This window comes from Bradyrhizobium sp. USDA 4502, from assembly GCF_054063355.1.
Genome location: NZ_JBSSGF010000001.1, coordinates 413901 through 427726, shown reverse-complemented (window position 1 = coordinate 427726; position 13826 = coordinate 413901). Strand labels below are relative to the sequence as shown.

Genomic DNA, 13826 nt, shown 5'->3' with positions numbered 1-13826 from the left:
GAGGCTCTGACTTTTCCATTCTTCAGCCCTTTGTATTTGCGTCGCGCCCAGCGGTTTAGAGATTCGTCGACGTATCGATACAGGTTGTGCATTTCTCACCGCCCATATCTGCCGTAGTACTGCATCCATCCACGAAGGATGGGATTCAGTTCCAAGGCGATTGCGTCGACTTCCGTCTGCGAGCGAAGCCTGAGCCGGAGCTGCCGGATCGTCATACGCATAGACTTCATCGTCGCCCTGCTGGCCGCTGGCGAGAACGTACAGAATTTTTCTTTCTTCTGATGATTTCTTGCCCTGCGCGGTCGAAAGATAAATCCCAGAAAGTCAAATGACTGACTGGCATGGCTACCCGGGCGGTTGCTGTCTTTGCAGTAGACGATCTTGGTCTTGTCGGGATGCATTTCGAGTTCGCATTCCTCAAACCTTGCTTGCAGCGCCGCCTTGATGGCTTCCGCTTCAGCCTTGGTTCGGCAATGAACGAGCCCGTCGTCTGCGTATCGACACGATGGCGACCGCGGGAAGTCCCGCCGCCAGCCATGTATCGAACGCATAATGCAAGAACAAATTGGCAAGGACAGGACTGATCACGCCGCCTTGGGGTGTGCCCCGGTCTCGAGCGGTGATCGCTCCATCTTTGCCTTGCATCGGCGCTATAAGCCAGCGTTCGATGTAGAGCAGAGCCCATTCGTCTTGCACATGCTTCCTGACGGCCTTCATGGCAGCTCGTGGCTGATATTGTCGAACAGGCCTTTGATGTCGAACTTCCAGCACCCAGTCCATCTTCCAGCACCGTTGCCGGGTGACGCCAACGGCGTCCAGCGCGGATTTTCCAGGCCGGTAGCCGTAGGAATCGGGAAGGAAGATTTCCTCGAGTGCTTGTTCAATCTGCAGCTTGAAGACCGTCTGCGCCACGCGATCTGCTACTGTCGGCACGCCTAGAATGCGTTGTCCGCCGTTCTTCTTGGGAATGGAGACAGCCCGAATGGCAGGTGGAAAGTAGCTGCCAGAAGACATTCGATTCCAGACCTTGTAAAGGTTGCCCTTCAAGTCCTTCTCAAAAGCTTCCAAGGATACCTTATCCACGCCGGCTGAGCCCGCATTGGCTTTGACCAATCGGTAGGCCTTCATCACTGTTTGCTTGTCGATATTCTACTGCTTGCGTTCGGTTACACCCATCATGTCCTCCTGCTCATCACAGTTGCATGCGGGCGGAACCAGTTGCCTCGGCCCCTTCGCTCCAGTCCCATTACAGTACCTTCATCACTGTCGGGTCGGAGGAGGCGCGCTCGATTGCTCTCGCGCTGGCCTCCGTCCGCCGCACAAACTGGACGTGCAGTTTTCCCGCATCCAGCTTTCATGAACGGGCTCTCGCGGCCTGAAGCGAAGGGATCAGTGAGACCAGCCCTACCAGCTTGAACTCCGTGCGCAGCCGTCTTGTCGGATATTCCTTCCAGGCTGCGTTCCGCCACCGCTTGGTGCGGTGCGACCAGAGCCTTCGGACGATCCAACCATCCAGTTGATGGAAGCGCTTTCTGACATGGGAGCGACAGTAGTAGTTTCCCCATCCTCGGATGATCGGGTTGATCGTCTCGATCAATTCGCCCAGACGCAGAGGCATCCGCCTCATGGTCAAGGCCCTGATCTGATCCTTGAATCGGTCCACCGACTTCTGTGTGGGAATGGCATAGAGATTCTGCCGGTTCAGTTTGGATTTGATCCGGTCGCGGGTCAGCTTGTATCGAGCTTTCCCACGCTGGATTTTAAATCCCAGGAACTCGAAGCCATGTGCGATGTGAACGATCCGGGTTTTCTCCCGGTTGAGCGTCACACCAAGCGTTTCGAGAATCCTTCCTGCTCGCGCCAAGGCGTGTTCCGCCTCCGCTCGAGTCCGACAGGTCACAACCCAGTCGTCCGCCCAGCGTGTGAGCCGGTACCCTTTTTGCCTCATCTCCTTGTCAAAGGGAGTCAGCAGGATATTGCTCAACAAAGGCGGGATGACGCCCCCTTGCGGGGTCCCCCGTGGAGTCTCGAACCGCTGACCCTTTGCCTCGTAGCCCGCCTTCAGCATCTGTTGAATGAGCTTCAACACGCCGCTGTCGGCGATTTGCTTTCCGAGGAGAGCCATGAGTTTCTCGTGATCCACGGACCCGAAGTAGTCTTTCAGGTCCGCATCCACGATCCACTCGTTTCCAGCCTCCACTTCGCGCCAGATCTTGGCCAGGGCATCGGCGGTCTTGCGACCCTTGCGATACCCAAAGCTGCTCGGATCAAAGACCTTCTCAAAGATCGGCTCCAGGCGATTTACCAGCGCCTGCTGGCAGACCCGGTCGTAGACCGAAGGTATGCCGAGAGGTCTTGTCTTGCCGGGAGCCCCTCTTTTCTGGATCTCCAGTCGTCGCACGGCTTGCGGCCGATAGGTCCTCTCTCGGAGCTCGCGATGGAGCCGCTCCAGATTCGCATCCAGCTCGGCCTCAAATTCTCCGATCGTCACCCCATCTGTGCCGCCTGCACCCTGATTGGCGCGAACGCGCTCCCACGCAAGCTTCAAGTTCTTGCGTGAGTAGACTTTGTCCACCAGAGAGTGGACCTTCTGCTTCTGACCTTCGAGCACCAGATGATCGGACAGTCTCCTGGAAGCGTGACGTTCGGGTTTTTCACAAAGGGAACTTTCCATCTTCACGCTCCTTTCTCATCCATCTCGATGCATCCTCGCTCGATCCGTTCACGAACGTCCTTCCCCGAACCACTCTCGGTTCGCCGTTTCCGGTCACGCGAGTTGTTCGTCTCGCGCTTCAGGTACTACTCCGTTCTCCGACTCCTGCATGAGCCTCGCTTTCCCACTTCGCTTGCGCTTATAGGGTTGCTTACCCGGCTTGATGGGCCGGGACCTATGCAGGTCTCCTGGGGTCACGCATGAATCTTCCGTATCGTGCCGTCAGCAAACACCTTGGTTCGATGGGTGAATGAGTAACGCCTTCGCCCCCATAGTGCGGGCTCGACCTTGCCCCATCTTTGGCCGACCTGTTCATCGTCGGGGTAGCCCCCATTGATTGCAGCCCGATACTTCTCCTCAAACCCTTCGGATTCCGGATCGCTCCGGACACCCTGTCCTCCACCGGCTTCCACCGCTGGCCGGCGAGGCATTACCCCCACCTTTGGATACGGCGCCCCTCATTCGAGCGCCGGAGGGACTTGAACCCTCCTGACTCATGCGCTGCCCAGCGCACACTACGAGCCAATCCGCCCCAGTGTCGTGCTTCGGTACTCTCGTCTCGCGGTGTGCGCCGCTTGAACTTCTCCCTTGGCATCACAACGACTGGTTCCTGCAGTTCTCTACAAGAGCCTGTATCCAGATCGCGTCCCCTAAACGCCGGTCGCCATCCGCGCAGTAATCCAAGCGCCTCACGGATTGATCTCAGGGATGGCACGCGCCCCTGATTTTGGCGACGTCTAAATAATTTTCGACGCGTCATCGGAAGATTCGCTTTCGCTTGCCTTCTGGATACTCACCTGCCCCGTAAACCCGGGACTTTTGCAACACTTGCTGATGACCGCGCCTTTTAAGCGAAGCCACAGTGTCGTGGTTTTGCACCTGCGCCTGGAACGCCGATGCAGGAGGGCCAACCTCCATCTCTCATAAAGCTATTCACCTCCTTCATGCTCTGCAGCACACCGCACCAGATCACCTTCACAAGATCGCTTCGGCGACTGCGTATTTCGCAAAAACGGGACAGCGGTTTCGCTAACTGACGGACAGCAGTTTCGCTAAATCGCGGACAGCGCACGTGCAAGCTTATCGATGAGGCGCGGGAAGCGACCATCGAGACGGGCCATGGCGAGGTCTTCGAACAAGCGCGGCATACGCAAATAAAGGACGGAATGATCGAGCCTGGCCGCCTGGCGTCCGAAGGCACATGTCAACCAGGTTTTGCCAGTCCCGGACGAGCACGCGACATAGTACCCAAGAACATCCGTTCGAAGTTGTCATTCAATATCGACATCATCCACGCGCTGGTGAGCGCGTCATTGCTTTGAGGCGCGTTATTCACGGGGCTCGCCATCACTTCGTGATCGAACAGCCCGACGGCTCTCGCGCCTTGCTGCCGGCATGGATGACTGAGAATTCCGCCGCGGCACTGCCGACGGTTGAAGTCCCTCGGCTTCCCCCGGATTCGTTGCGCGCACTTCGCGGCCTCGTTGATGCACAGCGCGTATCGTCGTCACCATCATCTGGAACGAGTCGGACGGTTGGAGGTGATGCTGGAACAGCAATGGCGACAGCTCGATCTGGCGGCGGTCACGGCAGCCACAGTCCAGCACCAGCGGCTCGATCCGCTGATTCGTTTGGAAGTCACAAGTCTGCTCAAACTTCTTCTCGACGAATGCAGCACCGCCCGCGCAAAGGTGACGGAGGCGGACAATGAATAAGATAACGTCTGATCATTTATCACGCAGCGCCTATGTCTATGTGCGGCAATCGACCCCGGACCAACTCGTCAATAATCCTGAGAGCCGTCGGCGTCAGTACGCGCTCGCAACTCGCGCACAGCTGCTTGGCTGGGAAAACGTCATCGTCATCGATGATGACCTTGGTCGCTCGGGGGGCGGCACAGCGCGTCCCGGCTTTGAGCGCTTGCTGACCGCGATCTGCACCGGAAGCGCCGGCGCTGTGCTGGCCGTCGAGGCTTCCCGCCTGGCCCGTAATGGCCGCGACTGGCACACACTTCTGGAGTTCTGCACGCTGGTGAACAGCCTGATCATTGATGAGGACGGCGTTTACGATCCAAAGCTCACCAATGACCGACTGCTGCTAGGTATGAAGGGGACGTTCAGCGAACTGGAACTAACGATCTTGCGCCAGCGCTCACAAGAAGCACTGCGCCTCAAGGCAGTACGTGGCGATCTTCACACGAGTGTGGCCGTCGGCTACGTGCGCAGCAGCGACGACAGGCTTGAGCTGGATCCGGACAGGCGGGTGCGCGAGGCGCTCCATTTGGCGTTCCGTAAGTTTGCCGAGTTTGGCAGCGTGCGCCAGGTCGCGATTTGGTTATGCGATAACGGCATCAAGATGCCGATTGTCGTGTATGGTCCACGCGGCCGAATGGTGGAGTGGCGGCCGCCACGCTACAATACGATTCACCGGCTGCTGACCAATCCGCTTTATGTTGGTCGACCCCAATAATCGTCTCGTCGCTGACACGCTTGAAGGCCAATGGAACGAGAAGCTCCGCGTGTTGGCCAAAGCTCGCGAAGATCGAGAACACGCACGAGAGCAAGATCAATTCATCCTCGATGAAGCCGTTCGCGAGCGGCTGATCGCGATGACGATCGACTTCAGTAAGCTTTGGGCAGATCCGGATACGCCGGACCGTGAACGCAAACGGCTACTCGCCCACATCATTGAGGATGTCACCCTCGTCAAAATGCCGGCGGAAGGCACCACCAAAATTCATGCCCGCTTCAAGGGCGGTAAAATCCAAACGCTCACCACGATGAGCCCAAAATCTTCCGCGCAGCAGGTGAAGACGCCGTCCGGCATCGTCGAACTAATCGACAAGCTACTCGGACACATCTATTCGGAGATCGCCGAACTCCTCAACGAGCAAGGATATCGCCCGGGAGGATCAGCGCGGCGCGGCCGCCACGATGCCCGCTTCACAGCCTTGCTAGTCGCCTATCTCGTCCATCGGTACGGCCTGCGCTCGCGCTATGACCGACTGCGAGATCGCGGAATGCTGATAAAACGAGAAGCGGCTGCGCGCCTCAACATCCACGAAACGACCCTCGCCAGGTGGGCTGAACATGGATTCGTCACCCGGCATGCCTACAATGCGCACTATTGCCTCTACGAGATTCCCGCATCGAACCCGCCGCGCAAGCAATGCAGTCGATGGAATCGTCTTGTCGATCGAGCCGCCGCCTTCAAGACTGCGATGGTGCCAAGACCCTCAACTGAAGCTGAAGGAGCTGTAGTATGAATGCACGTAGTTGGCGAACAGGCACAAACCCGTACTATCGCAGAAGATCAGCTTGATCCGGTCCGCCCGCTTGGCACGGAACACATAAACAGCACCCGAGAACGGATCGGCCTTCATGTGCTCGCGTACCAACATAGCAAGCCCTCCATTCCCTTGCGGAAGTCGACCGGCTTGGTTGACACCATTACCCGACAGCTCCGGACGGGCCGATCACCGACTTGCCTTCAGCGCACGACGATGGCCGCAATCATCGCCACGTCCGCGGCTCGGCCGACCCGGATAGTGACGCTTCGGCTTCGATCTCGATGCCCCCGACATTCGACTTGGCCTTGCGTCGCGCTGTCTTGCGCTCATGCCAACAGCCACGGCCGGCACCACGGCGTCTACCACCGCCGGTACAAACGGCGGATCGCCAGCCATCGGCGTCGGCTGCCGGCGTGCTTGCCGGCGCCAGGTGAACACGGGTCGGCCCGTGTCGCCGGGCAATCTCGGAAACGACCGCGCCTGGTACCAGCGTCTCCTCGACGATCCGCGCTTTGTCGTCCTTGGAGAGGCAACGACGGCGTCCCATCTCCGGTGTTCCACTTCCAGCCGGCGCGCCGTCACGTCCGACTTAGGTGTATGGTCAAGCACAGACACAAGCCGATCCCCTCAAAGAGATCGTGAAACTCGCCTATCCCATGTGCCGCGAGAGCTCGGCCATCCGGCGCGGCTCCAGAAAGCCCGGGAAGTAGGAGCCCTTTCGCAGCTTGGAAATGCGCAGTTCGACCGTGCCGGCGCGGGTCTCCCAGGTCCGGTCGCGGTAGCCGTTGCGCTGGGCCAGACGCTCGGGGTTCTTCTCGCCGTAGGCGGCCCCGGTCTGGCCTTCCACTTCCAGCTCCATCAGGCGCTGGGCAGCAAAGCCAATCATCTCGCGCAACAGATCGGCATCAGGGGTCTTCTCCACGAGCGTGCGGAGGTTCATCATCTCATCGGTCATCGGTTGTTCCTCGAATCAGGTTGGTGCCAGTAACCCGACCCCACCGGCTAATCGTCGGCGACCACTGCAACGCCACCAATGCGGACACGACCGTTGTAACGCGATCTGCATGACACCGCTATCGTCGCATTTGCTCGGCATAACGGCTAAGCGACACGTCGCGATCGCCTCTCTCGACGGTGCCAAGTGGCCAGCTTAGGCTTCCCGAGAAGGCTTCGCAAGAAGCATTCAGTGCTGCCTGATATATCCGTCACCCCAAGGGGGCCAATGGCGCGCAACCAGCTAGGCGAAAGGATCTTTGATCGAAGTCGATAAGTGCGCTCGGGACTTGCCTAACGACCGGCGTCGAAGAACCGCAACGTACAAACGACCTAACTGAACGCGAACTGACCTGCCCCTGAGTGTTTCCTCCAGATGGAGTTAGAGTCCGGCCTGAGCAAGGACAGACAGATGAAGCGAGCAAGGTTCACGGAAGAGCACATTATCGCAGTGTTGAAGGAATATGGGGCTGGGGCGGCGACAGCTAACCTGGCTCGCAAACACGGAGTCTCCGAAGCGACGATCTACAATTGGAAGGCCAAATTCGGCGGCATGGAAGCTTCCGAAGCCAAGCGGCTGAAGTCGCTCGAGGATGAGAACGCGAAGCTGAAGAAGCTTTTGGCCGAGCAGATGCTCGACGCGGCCGCCCTTCGCGAGCTTCTGTAAGAACGGCCCCACGGGCGATCGGCAATCGACCGCCGATTTTGCTGCAAAACCACGTCGGCGCAACCAGCCCGCCAACGTGACCAAGGCGCAAAACTCTAGTTCTGGGTGGTCCAAAGTTCGGTCTCGCCGCAAAACCACCGAGACTCTAACTGTCGCTGGATGAAAGTTCAGTGGCAGGTCACCAATAGGATGCCTGTTGCCAGTAACAAATCCTCGGATGTGCGAACCTCCTAAGCGCCAAGATTAGACAATCGGGCCAAATATCGGCTGAACGTCGATAACGGTCCGTTATTAAGACACGATCCTAGTTGCCAACTATAAGGATACTGAGTGCCAGTACCAGATTATGTTTAGATTCAGATCAATGGCCTAGGCACTTTTTCACCCACGAACACCTACACTTGCCTGCGTGAACCTGTTTAATGGCCGCTTGAGGCCAAGGTTCTCTCTTAATGTTTGTCCGGAGTAGTTGGACCTGAACTTGCCTCGTCGGCGCAATTCGGGAATGACGAGATCGACAAAGTCCTGGATTTCACCGGGAACGGTTGCCGGCAATACATTGAATCCGTCTGCCGCCTTCTGATCAAATGTATCTACCATGGCGCCGGCAACTTCGTCCGGAGTTCCAACAATCATTAGATGGCCGCGGCTGTCTCCTACTAAGCGGATCAATTGCCTCCAGGTGAACTTATGACGAGCGGCCAGATCGAGCAGCACCTTTTGACGACTCTGGAACAAATTCGTGTGAGGCAAAGTTTCTGGGACCAACGAGTCAAGATTCATTGAACGCACGTCGGTAACAAGCCCCAGCCAACGATTGGCCATCCCAATTAGAACGTCCATGGACGTATAAGATTGTAGCTTTTCAAGCTTATCGGAAGCTTCTTGCTTCGTCCTCCCAACAATTGGGATGATGCCCGGCATGACTACTACCTGATTGTCCTCTCGCCCTAGTGCACGCACCTTCTCTTTGAGATTTGCATAGCGTCGTTTACCATTCTCTAAAGAGGGTTCGGCCGTGAACACGACCTCGCTGAATTCCGCAGCGAACTGTACACCGGCATCAGAGGCGCCAGCCTGGACCAACACGGGATACCCCTGCGGCGGTCTCGCTATATTCAGCGGACCTCGGACTGATAAGTAATTCCCTCGGTGGTTAATCAAATGCAGCTTCGCGGTATCGGCGTAAATTCCACTTTTCTTGTCCCGAACGAAGGCATCGTCTTCCCAGGTGTCCCAAAGACCCTTGACAACATGCACGAATTCTCGCGCTCGAGCATAGCGCGTGTCATGATCTGGAAGTTCCTTTTCGCCAAAATTTGGGGCTTCAAACTTAAATCCGGAGGTGACAATGTTCCAAGCTGCTCGCCCGCGCGAGAGGTGATCAAGTGAAGCGAGCATGCGTGCAAGGTGGTAGGGCTGATTGTACGTCGTCGTCGCTGTCGCGACGAGCCCGATTTTTTGTGTTCTCGATGAAAGCGCCGATAAGAGCGTTATTGGCTCAAACCCATCGTTTCGGCTCACACGAGCTATATTTGCAGGCTCTTGTTCCGCTACGCTTGGGCTATCCGCGAGAAATACGAAGTGAAATGCAGCACGTTCGGCCAGTGCTGCTAGTTGAGCATAGTGGCCGACGTCAACTCCGCCATTCACTGGTACGCTCGGATCGCGCCATGCACCTTCGTGATATCCCGCCTGAACGAGGAATAGTCCCAGTTTCATTTCATCATGGCGCTGCATGTTCTATTGTACCCCCTTGCTATTGGATCACCCTCGCGCACCGCGTGCCAAATGAGGCAAGTCCGACTTGAGGCATCGCTCTGACCTAAGCGTTGCAATTTCATCAAATCTCGCCGCACCGATTCTACCTCTTTTCCAACTAACTCTCTGCCACCACCACTCGCTGCCGGGCCTCGCTTTGGCCGCGATGGACGCTGGCTAGTGCGACAATCAGGAAGCCAGACGTGCATTGAGCCCTTCGATCGGAGCCTGTCGGAAATCATCGCGCCCCCTCTCTCTGAACCTGAATTCGATGTGGCCACCTCGGGCCGAGACCGGTGCCGATCCAACGAGCACGAACGACGTTCGCTAGCCAGACTGCGCGCATTTTTTGAAATCCAATAATCCGGCACCGTCGTGGAACAGACACTCGATTCACTATGCGACCATGCCACCTCGGTGAGTTGATGAAGTGAACGCTTCGTCGCGACTTGGCAAACGAGATCTGCGACGTCGGATGCCCAGAGTGTTTTAGCGCCGACGCGCTTGGCAGACGCGCCGGAGAGACTATTATGCGCGAAGAGGCGGCTACTGGAGCAGCTTTGGGTGGGCACGATTTCTGCATAGCACGAGCCAGCCCATTGACCAGGATTATCGGCGACGACACGGTGTGGCGTGGGCGCATATCCTAAACTCCTGCAGGCACGTTGATGAGTTCGTCCGTTTGACTCTCATGGTGGCATGCTTCGACAGTCAAAACAAATACTTGAATTGCTAGTTGACTCAGCGCGATTTTTTGAGGCGATAAAGGAACGTGTTCAGTCGAACACTGGAGCGTTTTCCGCTTGACGTGAATTGAAATAGTTCGGGAATCTCTCCGGGCGTGCAACTTAGATTCGGTCGAACCGAGAGAAACGCCGAGACAGGCGACGCCCACCCCTCCTGGCCCGTTTCCTCATAGTCGCATCATCGGTATGAAGGAGCTCGGTCGCCATCACGTTGTTCCTTCACCAGCGACGCTTAGACCGCCCCAACGGAATCTGCGTGGTCGACAACGCGATCAGTAGCATTCCGGAGCGTAGCACTGGGCTTGGCAGTTTATCGGCTATCGAGGCGTTGCGCGGGGATCTCACCCTGCCGCTCCCAGAACCGTATGTGAGCCTATCGGCTCATACGGCTCCGAGCATTCAACCTCGTATGCAGAAGCTGCCAATGGACAAATAGATCCGGCGCAAAATGGATCACCTGTGAACAGTCAGTCCCTAGTCGGGAGTTGCCGCAGGGCGCTTGAACTTGCGTCCTAACCCACCGGAGGAGGAAGCTTTGATCCGGCGTAACTCGAAATAAAGCGTCGATTTGTCGCGCGCCATATAAAAACTGGCCCCCTCGGCATCGCGAGGAATTGCCCCCTCCTTTAGCCGAGGAGAGAGCGAATGAAGCAGGAACGAATCACTAGAGGCTCGTCGTGGAGTGATCCACGGGGGCAGGTGATGAAGACGCCGGATGACGTGGCGGAGATGTTGCGCCTGAGGGCGTGCGGATGGGGGCTGAAGCGCATTGCGCGCCAGCTGGGCTGCAGCCATCACACGGTGAAGGATTATATTGCGGCGGGCGGGGTGAAGCCGTTCAAGTCGCCCGAGCGGCTGAAGCGGCTCGACGGCCTTGAGGGTTGGCTGCGCGAGAGGTTCATTCGCCATCGCGGCAATGCGGACGTGGTGCGCCAGGACCTGTTGGCCGAGAAAGGCGTGACAGTCAGCCGGCGAACGCTGCAACGCGCGGTACAGCCCTATCGCCAGGCGCTGAAGGCAGAAGCGCTCGCGACGACGCGGTTCGAGACACCCCCGGGGCGACAGCTGCACATCGACTTCGGCGAGCGCCTGGCCGAGATCGGCGGGGTGAAGATCAAAGCATTCGTGTTCGTGGCGACGCTCGGGCATTCGCGGCGGCTGCATGTGCGTGCGTTCCGGGCCGAGAAGCAGGAGCACTGGTTCGCCTGGCTCGAGAGTGCATTTACGACCTTCGGCGGCGTGCCGGAGGAAGTGCTGATGGACAATCCACGCGCGCTCGTGGTGCGCCACACGCGGTGAGCCGGTCGGTTCAGTTTAACGACAAGCTCATCGCGTTCGCGAAGCATTGGGGCTTCCGTGCTCGCACCTGCGCGCCGTATCGGGCGCGCACGAAGGGCAAGATGGAGAATGGCGTCAGCTACGTGAAGAAGAACGTAACCGGTATGAGCTCCCACGTCCGCGATGATTAGCGGTCGCGTGCGTAGCGGATGGGCATCCAGTGCTGGCGCAGCGCCTCGACGACGGTTGGGATATCGAGGTAGGCGTTACGGAGGAAATCCTCGGTTTTGCGACCGTTTCGTGGCGGTCCGAGCAGCGGACGGGCCTGATCGTCGCGACAATGCAGCAGGATGGGCAGCAGCAGGCCGTGATTGACGTTGTTGACGTCGAGCAACGGCGCCCACGCCGACAGTCTGAGCCGCATCGCGGCATAGAAACCCTGGCACCAGGGATGCGCATCGATGTTGCCGCTGGGGTCGCGCCGGTGCATCGGCTCGAACCGATCGGGGGCAGTCGAGAGGGTGTTGCTGATGTCGTTGTGGCGCAGCGCGACGGCGGAGATCGCGGCGAACTCCGGCGTGCCGCCATGGTTGAAAGCGTCGGCATCGATCGCGAGCAGCGGGCAGATCCAATCGAGCGGGCTCATCGACACCGGTCCGGCCACGATCGCGGCGGTATAGCCGTCGAGCATGGGAATGCTGGTGGCGGCAGGATGGCGATCGACGCGATCCTGGAGCCATCGCTCGAGCTCCGCAAGCGACATCGCGGCTGACGCCATCGACGATCCTGCCTTATGGCGACGTGGGCTCATGCCGCTGCCTGCGGTGTGTGCCGGCGCGCCGCCTTCCAGTTCCAGGCGAGCAGCTCGTGCAGCTGATGACTCTTGGTTCGCCCGGACACGATGCGCTCCAGCACATCGGTCAGGTAGGCCTGCGGGTCGAGCTCATGGAGTTTTGCCGTGTTCACGAGCGACGCCAGGATTGCCCAGCTCTCGGCGCCGCCTTCGCTGCCGCTGAACAATGAGTTGCGTCTTCCCGTCGCAATCGGGCGCATGGAACGCTCGACTGTGTTGCTGTCAACTTCGACACGGCCGTCGCGGAGAAACAGCGTCAACCCGTCCCAGTGATTGAGTGCGTAGTTGATGGCCTCCGCCAGCTTCGATTGGGAGAAGAGCTGGCCGACCATTGCGGTCAGGCGCGTCCTGAGCGCCTCCATCAATGGAGCGGACCTGGTGCCGCGGGTGGCCAGCCGCTGCTCGGCACTGCTGCCACGGATCTCTGCTTCGATGGCATAGACCGCCTGCAGGCGCTCGATCACTTCGCGCGCGAACGGCGACTGGGTCGTCTTATACACCTCGACGAATTTGCGGCGGGCGTGGGCGAGACAAAAGGCGAGTTGGATCGCGCCGCCATGATCGCGGGCGAGCGCTTTGTAGGCGGCATAACCGTCGACCTGCAGAATGCCGGAAAAGCCCATCAACTGTCTGGCGATCTCCGCCGTGCCGCGGCCGTCGGCGAACACGTAGGCCACCGCCGGCGGCGAGGGACCGCCCCATGGCCGGTCATCCATGGCATGCGCCCAGAACTGGCAGATGCGCGGGCGATGTCGTCCGGGATCGAGCACCGGCATCGGCGTCTCGTCGCAGAACAGGCGCGGCGCGGCCTGGATCGTGCGCAGCTGAAGCGCATAGAGGCTCCTGAGCCACCAGGCCGCACGCTTCACCCAGCCGGCAAGCGTCGCCCGGTCGAGATGGACACCCTGGCCGGCCAGAATTTGCACCTGTCGGTACAGCGGCAGATACCAGGCGAACTTCGAGACTACCACGTGGCTCACGAGTGCGGTCGAAGCCATGCCGCTCTCGATCAGGCGCGGCAGCACCTTCGCCTGGATCACACCATCGGTGCAGCGGCGGCAGCCGTACTTGGGACGGACCGTCCGCAGCACCCGCAGGATCGCCGGGATGATGTCCAGCACCTCGCTGACGTCCTCGCCGATCTTGTGAAGCTGGCCCTGGCAACACGGGCATGCGGTCGCCTCCGGCTCCAGCACATGCTCGCAGCGCGGCAGGTGCTTTGGAAGCGCGCCGATGTTGCGGCGCGCCTTCTTCCGCAGTGGCTTGCCGGGCGGCTTTGCCGCAGCTGCATCGTCGTTGGCAGCTGCAGGCGGCGTGACGTCGGTCTCAAGATCGCCAAGCTCAAGCGCGAGCTGCTCGGCCACGAGCGCGGCAAGCCGCTCCGAGCGCTTCCCGAAGATCATGTCCTTGAACGTTTGCATTGCTACGCGCAGCGTCTCGTTCTCAGCGTCAAGCGCGAGCACCATCTCGGTCAGAGCTGCCGGATCGGTCGGGAGAGTGTCGGGGCGAATCGCCATGACCAGACG

General features: G+C 59.0%; 12 protein-coding genes and 3 pseudogenes. 5 read left to right on the top strand and 10 right to left on the bottom strand.

The window, feature by feature from the left end; translation table 11 throughout:
* Window positions 1-95: 95 nt before the first annotated feature.
* The 4 genes and pseudogenes from ACVW1B_RS02035 to ACVW1B_RS02020 all read right to left on the bottom strand — a co-directional run.
* Window positions 96-551 carry a reverse transcriptase domain-containing protein gene (locus tag ACVW1B_RS02035; protein ID WP_253603540.1) on the bottom strand — a complete coding sequence of 152 codons (456 nt, stop codon included), beginning with the start codon at window positions 549-551 and terminating at the stop codon, window positions 96-98.
* Complete coding sequence (locus ACVW1B_RS02030) at window positions 457-1128, bottom strand: reverse transcriptase domain-containing protein (RefSeq protein WP_253603542.1); 672 nt, start codon at window positions 1126-1128, stop codon at window positions 457-459. The genes ACVW1B_RS02035 and ACVW1B_RS02030 overlap by 95 nt, the downstream gene beginning before the upstream one ends.
* 226 nt (window positions 1129-1354) lie before the next feature.
* Window positions 1355-2674: a group II intron reverse transcriptase/maturase gene (ltrA, locus tag ACVW1B_RS02025; protein WP_253603544.1), complete on the bottom strand. Its 1320-nt coding sequence runs from the start codon at window positions 2672-2674 to the stop codon at window positions 1355-1357.
* A 1091-nt stretch (window positions 2675-3765) separates the two neighbouring features.
* A pseudogene (locus ACVW1B_RS02020) lies at window positions 3766-3933 on the bottom strand (ATP-binding protein); the annotation flags it as partial.
* 315 nt (window positions 3934-4248) lie between these two features.
* On the opposite strand from ACVW1B_RS02020, the gene ACVW1B_RS02015 reads away from it, so the two are divergent.
* From ACVW1B_RS02015 to ACVW1B_RS02005, 3 genes are read left to right on the top strand one after another with little or no spacing between them, the layout of a single operon-like run.
* Window positions 4249-4428, top strand: coding sequence for a hypothetical protein (locus tag ACVW1B_RS02015; RefSeq protein ID WP_253635996.1), 180 nt, complete (start codon window positions 4249-4251; stop codon window positions 4426-4428).
* The gene (locus ACVW1B_RS02010) at window positions 4421-5182 is read left to right on the top strand and encodes a recombinase family protein (protein ID WP_253603548.1); all 762 of its coding nucleotides are present in this window, start codon (window positions 4421-4423) and stop codon (window positions 5180-5182) included. The genes ACVW1B_RS02015 and ACVW1B_RS02010 overlap by 8 nt, the downstream gene beginning before the upstream one ends.
* On the top strand, window positions 5163-5978 hold the full coding sequence (locus ACVW1B_RS02005; RefSeq protein WP_253603549.1) for a hypothetical protein: 816 nt from the start codon (window positions 5163-5165) through the stop codon (window positions 5976-5978). The genes ACVW1B_RS02010 and ACVW1B_RS02005 overlap by 20 nt, the downstream gene beginning before the upstream one ends.
* Here the strand turns inward: ACVW1B_RS02005 and tnpB are convergent.
* The 3 genes and pseudogenes from tnpB to ACVW1B_RS01990 all read right to left on the bottom strand — a co-directional run.
* Window positions 5949-6173: an IS66 family insertion sequence element accessory protein TnpB gene (gene tnpB / locus ACVW1B_RS02000; protein ID WP_375167105.1), complete on the bottom strand. Its 225-nt coding sequence runs from the start codon at window positions 6171-6173 to the stop codon at window positions 5949-5951. The two genes, ACVW1B_RS02005 and tnpB, sit on opposite strands and share 30 nt — an antisense overlap.
* Before the next feature lie 52 nt (window positions 6174-6225).
* Entirely contained in the window at window positions 6226-6549 is a 324-nt protein-coding gene (locus ACVW1B_RS01995; protein ID WP_375166990.1) for a transposase, read from the bottom strand.
* A gap of 123 nt (window positions 6550-6672) precedes the next feature.
* A pseudogene (locus ACVW1B_RS01990) lies at window positions 6673-6957 on the bottom strand (transposase); the annotation flags it as partial.
* Between the two features lie 450 nt (window positions 6958-7407).
* Between ACVW1B_RS01990 and ACVW1B_RS01985 the strand changes: the two are divergent.
* Window positions 7408-7659, top strand: a pseudogene (locus ACVW1B_RS01985) (transposase); the annotation flags it as partial.
* A gap of 384 nt (window positions 7660-8043) precedes the next feature.
* On the opposite strand, the gene ACVW1B_RS01980 reads toward ACVW1B_RS01985, so the two are convergent.
* Window positions 8044-9402 (bottom strand): LLM class flavin-dependent oxidoreductase, encoded by a 1359-nt coding sequence (locus ACVW1B_RS01980; protein WP_253603550.1) that lies wholly within the window; start codon window positions 9400-9402, stop codon window positions 8044-8046.
* Between the two features lie 1412 nt (window positions 9403-10814).
* On the opposite strand from ACVW1B_RS01980, the gene ACVW1B_RS01975 reads away from it, so the two are divergent.
* Window positions 10815-11468, top strand: coding sequence for a helix-turn-helix domain-containing protein (locus ACVW1B_RS01975; RefSeq protein ID WP_253603551.1), 654 nt, complete (start codon window positions 10815-10817; stop codon window positions 11466-11468).
* Window positions 11469-11634: 166 nt separating this feature from the next.
* Here ACVW1B_RS01975 and ACVW1B_RS01970 read toward each other — a convergent pair whose 3' ends face one another.
* Both ACVW1B_RS01970 and tnpC read right to left on the bottom strand, forming a co-directional pair.
* Complete coding sequence (locus ACVW1B_RS01970) at window positions 11635-12225, bottom strand: UPF0149 family protein (RefSeq protein ID WP_076825176.1); 591 nt, start codon at window positions 12223-12225, stop codon at window positions 11635-11637.
* Between the two features lie 29 nt (window positions 12226-12254).
* Window positions 12255-13817 carry an IS66 family transposase gene (tnpC, locus tag ACVW1B_RS01965; protein ID WP_253603552.1) on the bottom strand — a complete coding sequence of 521 codons (1563 nt, stop codon included), beginning with the start codon at window positions 13815-13817 and terminating at the stop codon, window positions 12255-12257.
* Between the last annotated feature and the right edge of the window lie 9 nt (window positions 13818-13826).

Excerpts from the sequence above, each read along its gene's own strand:
- ACVW1B_RS02035 (WP_253603540.1), bottom strand. The coding sequence starts at position 551 with ATGCGTTCGATACATGGCTGGCGGCGGGACTTCCCGCGGTCGCCATCG.
- ACVW1B_RS02030 (WP_253603542.1), bottom strand. The coding sequence starts at position 1,128 with ATGAAGGCCTACCGATTGGTCAAAGCCAATGCGGGCTCAGCCGGCGTG.
- ltrA (WP_253603544.1), bottom strand. The coding sequence starts at position 2,674 with ATGGAAAGTTCCCTTTGTGAAAAACCCGAACGTCACGCTTCCAGGAGA.
- ACVW1B_RS02010 (WP_253603548.1), top strand. The coding sequence starts at position 4,421 with ATGAATAAGATAACGTCTGATCATTTATCACGCAGCGCCTATGTCTAT.
- ACVW1B_RS02005 (WP_253603549.1), top strand. The coding sequence starts at position 5,163 with ATGTTGGTCGACCCCAATAATCGTCTCGTCGCTGACACGCTTGAAGGC.
- ACVW1B_RS01995 (WP_375166990.1), bottom strand. The coding sequence starts at position 6,549 with ATGGGACGCCGTCGTTGCCTCTCCAAGGACGACAAAGCGCGGATCGTC.
- ACVW1B_RS01980 (WP_253603550.1), bottom strand. The coding sequence starts at position 9,402 with ATGCAGCGCCATGATGAAATGAAACTGGGACTATTCCTCGTTCAGGCG.
- ACVW1B_RS01975 (WP_253603551.1), top strand. The coding sequence starts at position 10,815 with ATGAAGCAGGAACGAATCACTAGAGGCTCGTCGTGGAGTGATCCACGG.
- ACVW1B_RS01970 (WP_076825176.1), bottom strand. The coding sequence starts at position 12,225 with ATGGCGTCAGCCGCGATGTCGCTTGCGGAGCTCGAGCGATGGCTCCAG.
- tnpC (WP_253603552.1), bottom strand. The coding sequence starts at position 13,817 with ATGGCGATTCGCCCCGACACTCTCCCGACCGATCCGGCAGCTCTGACC.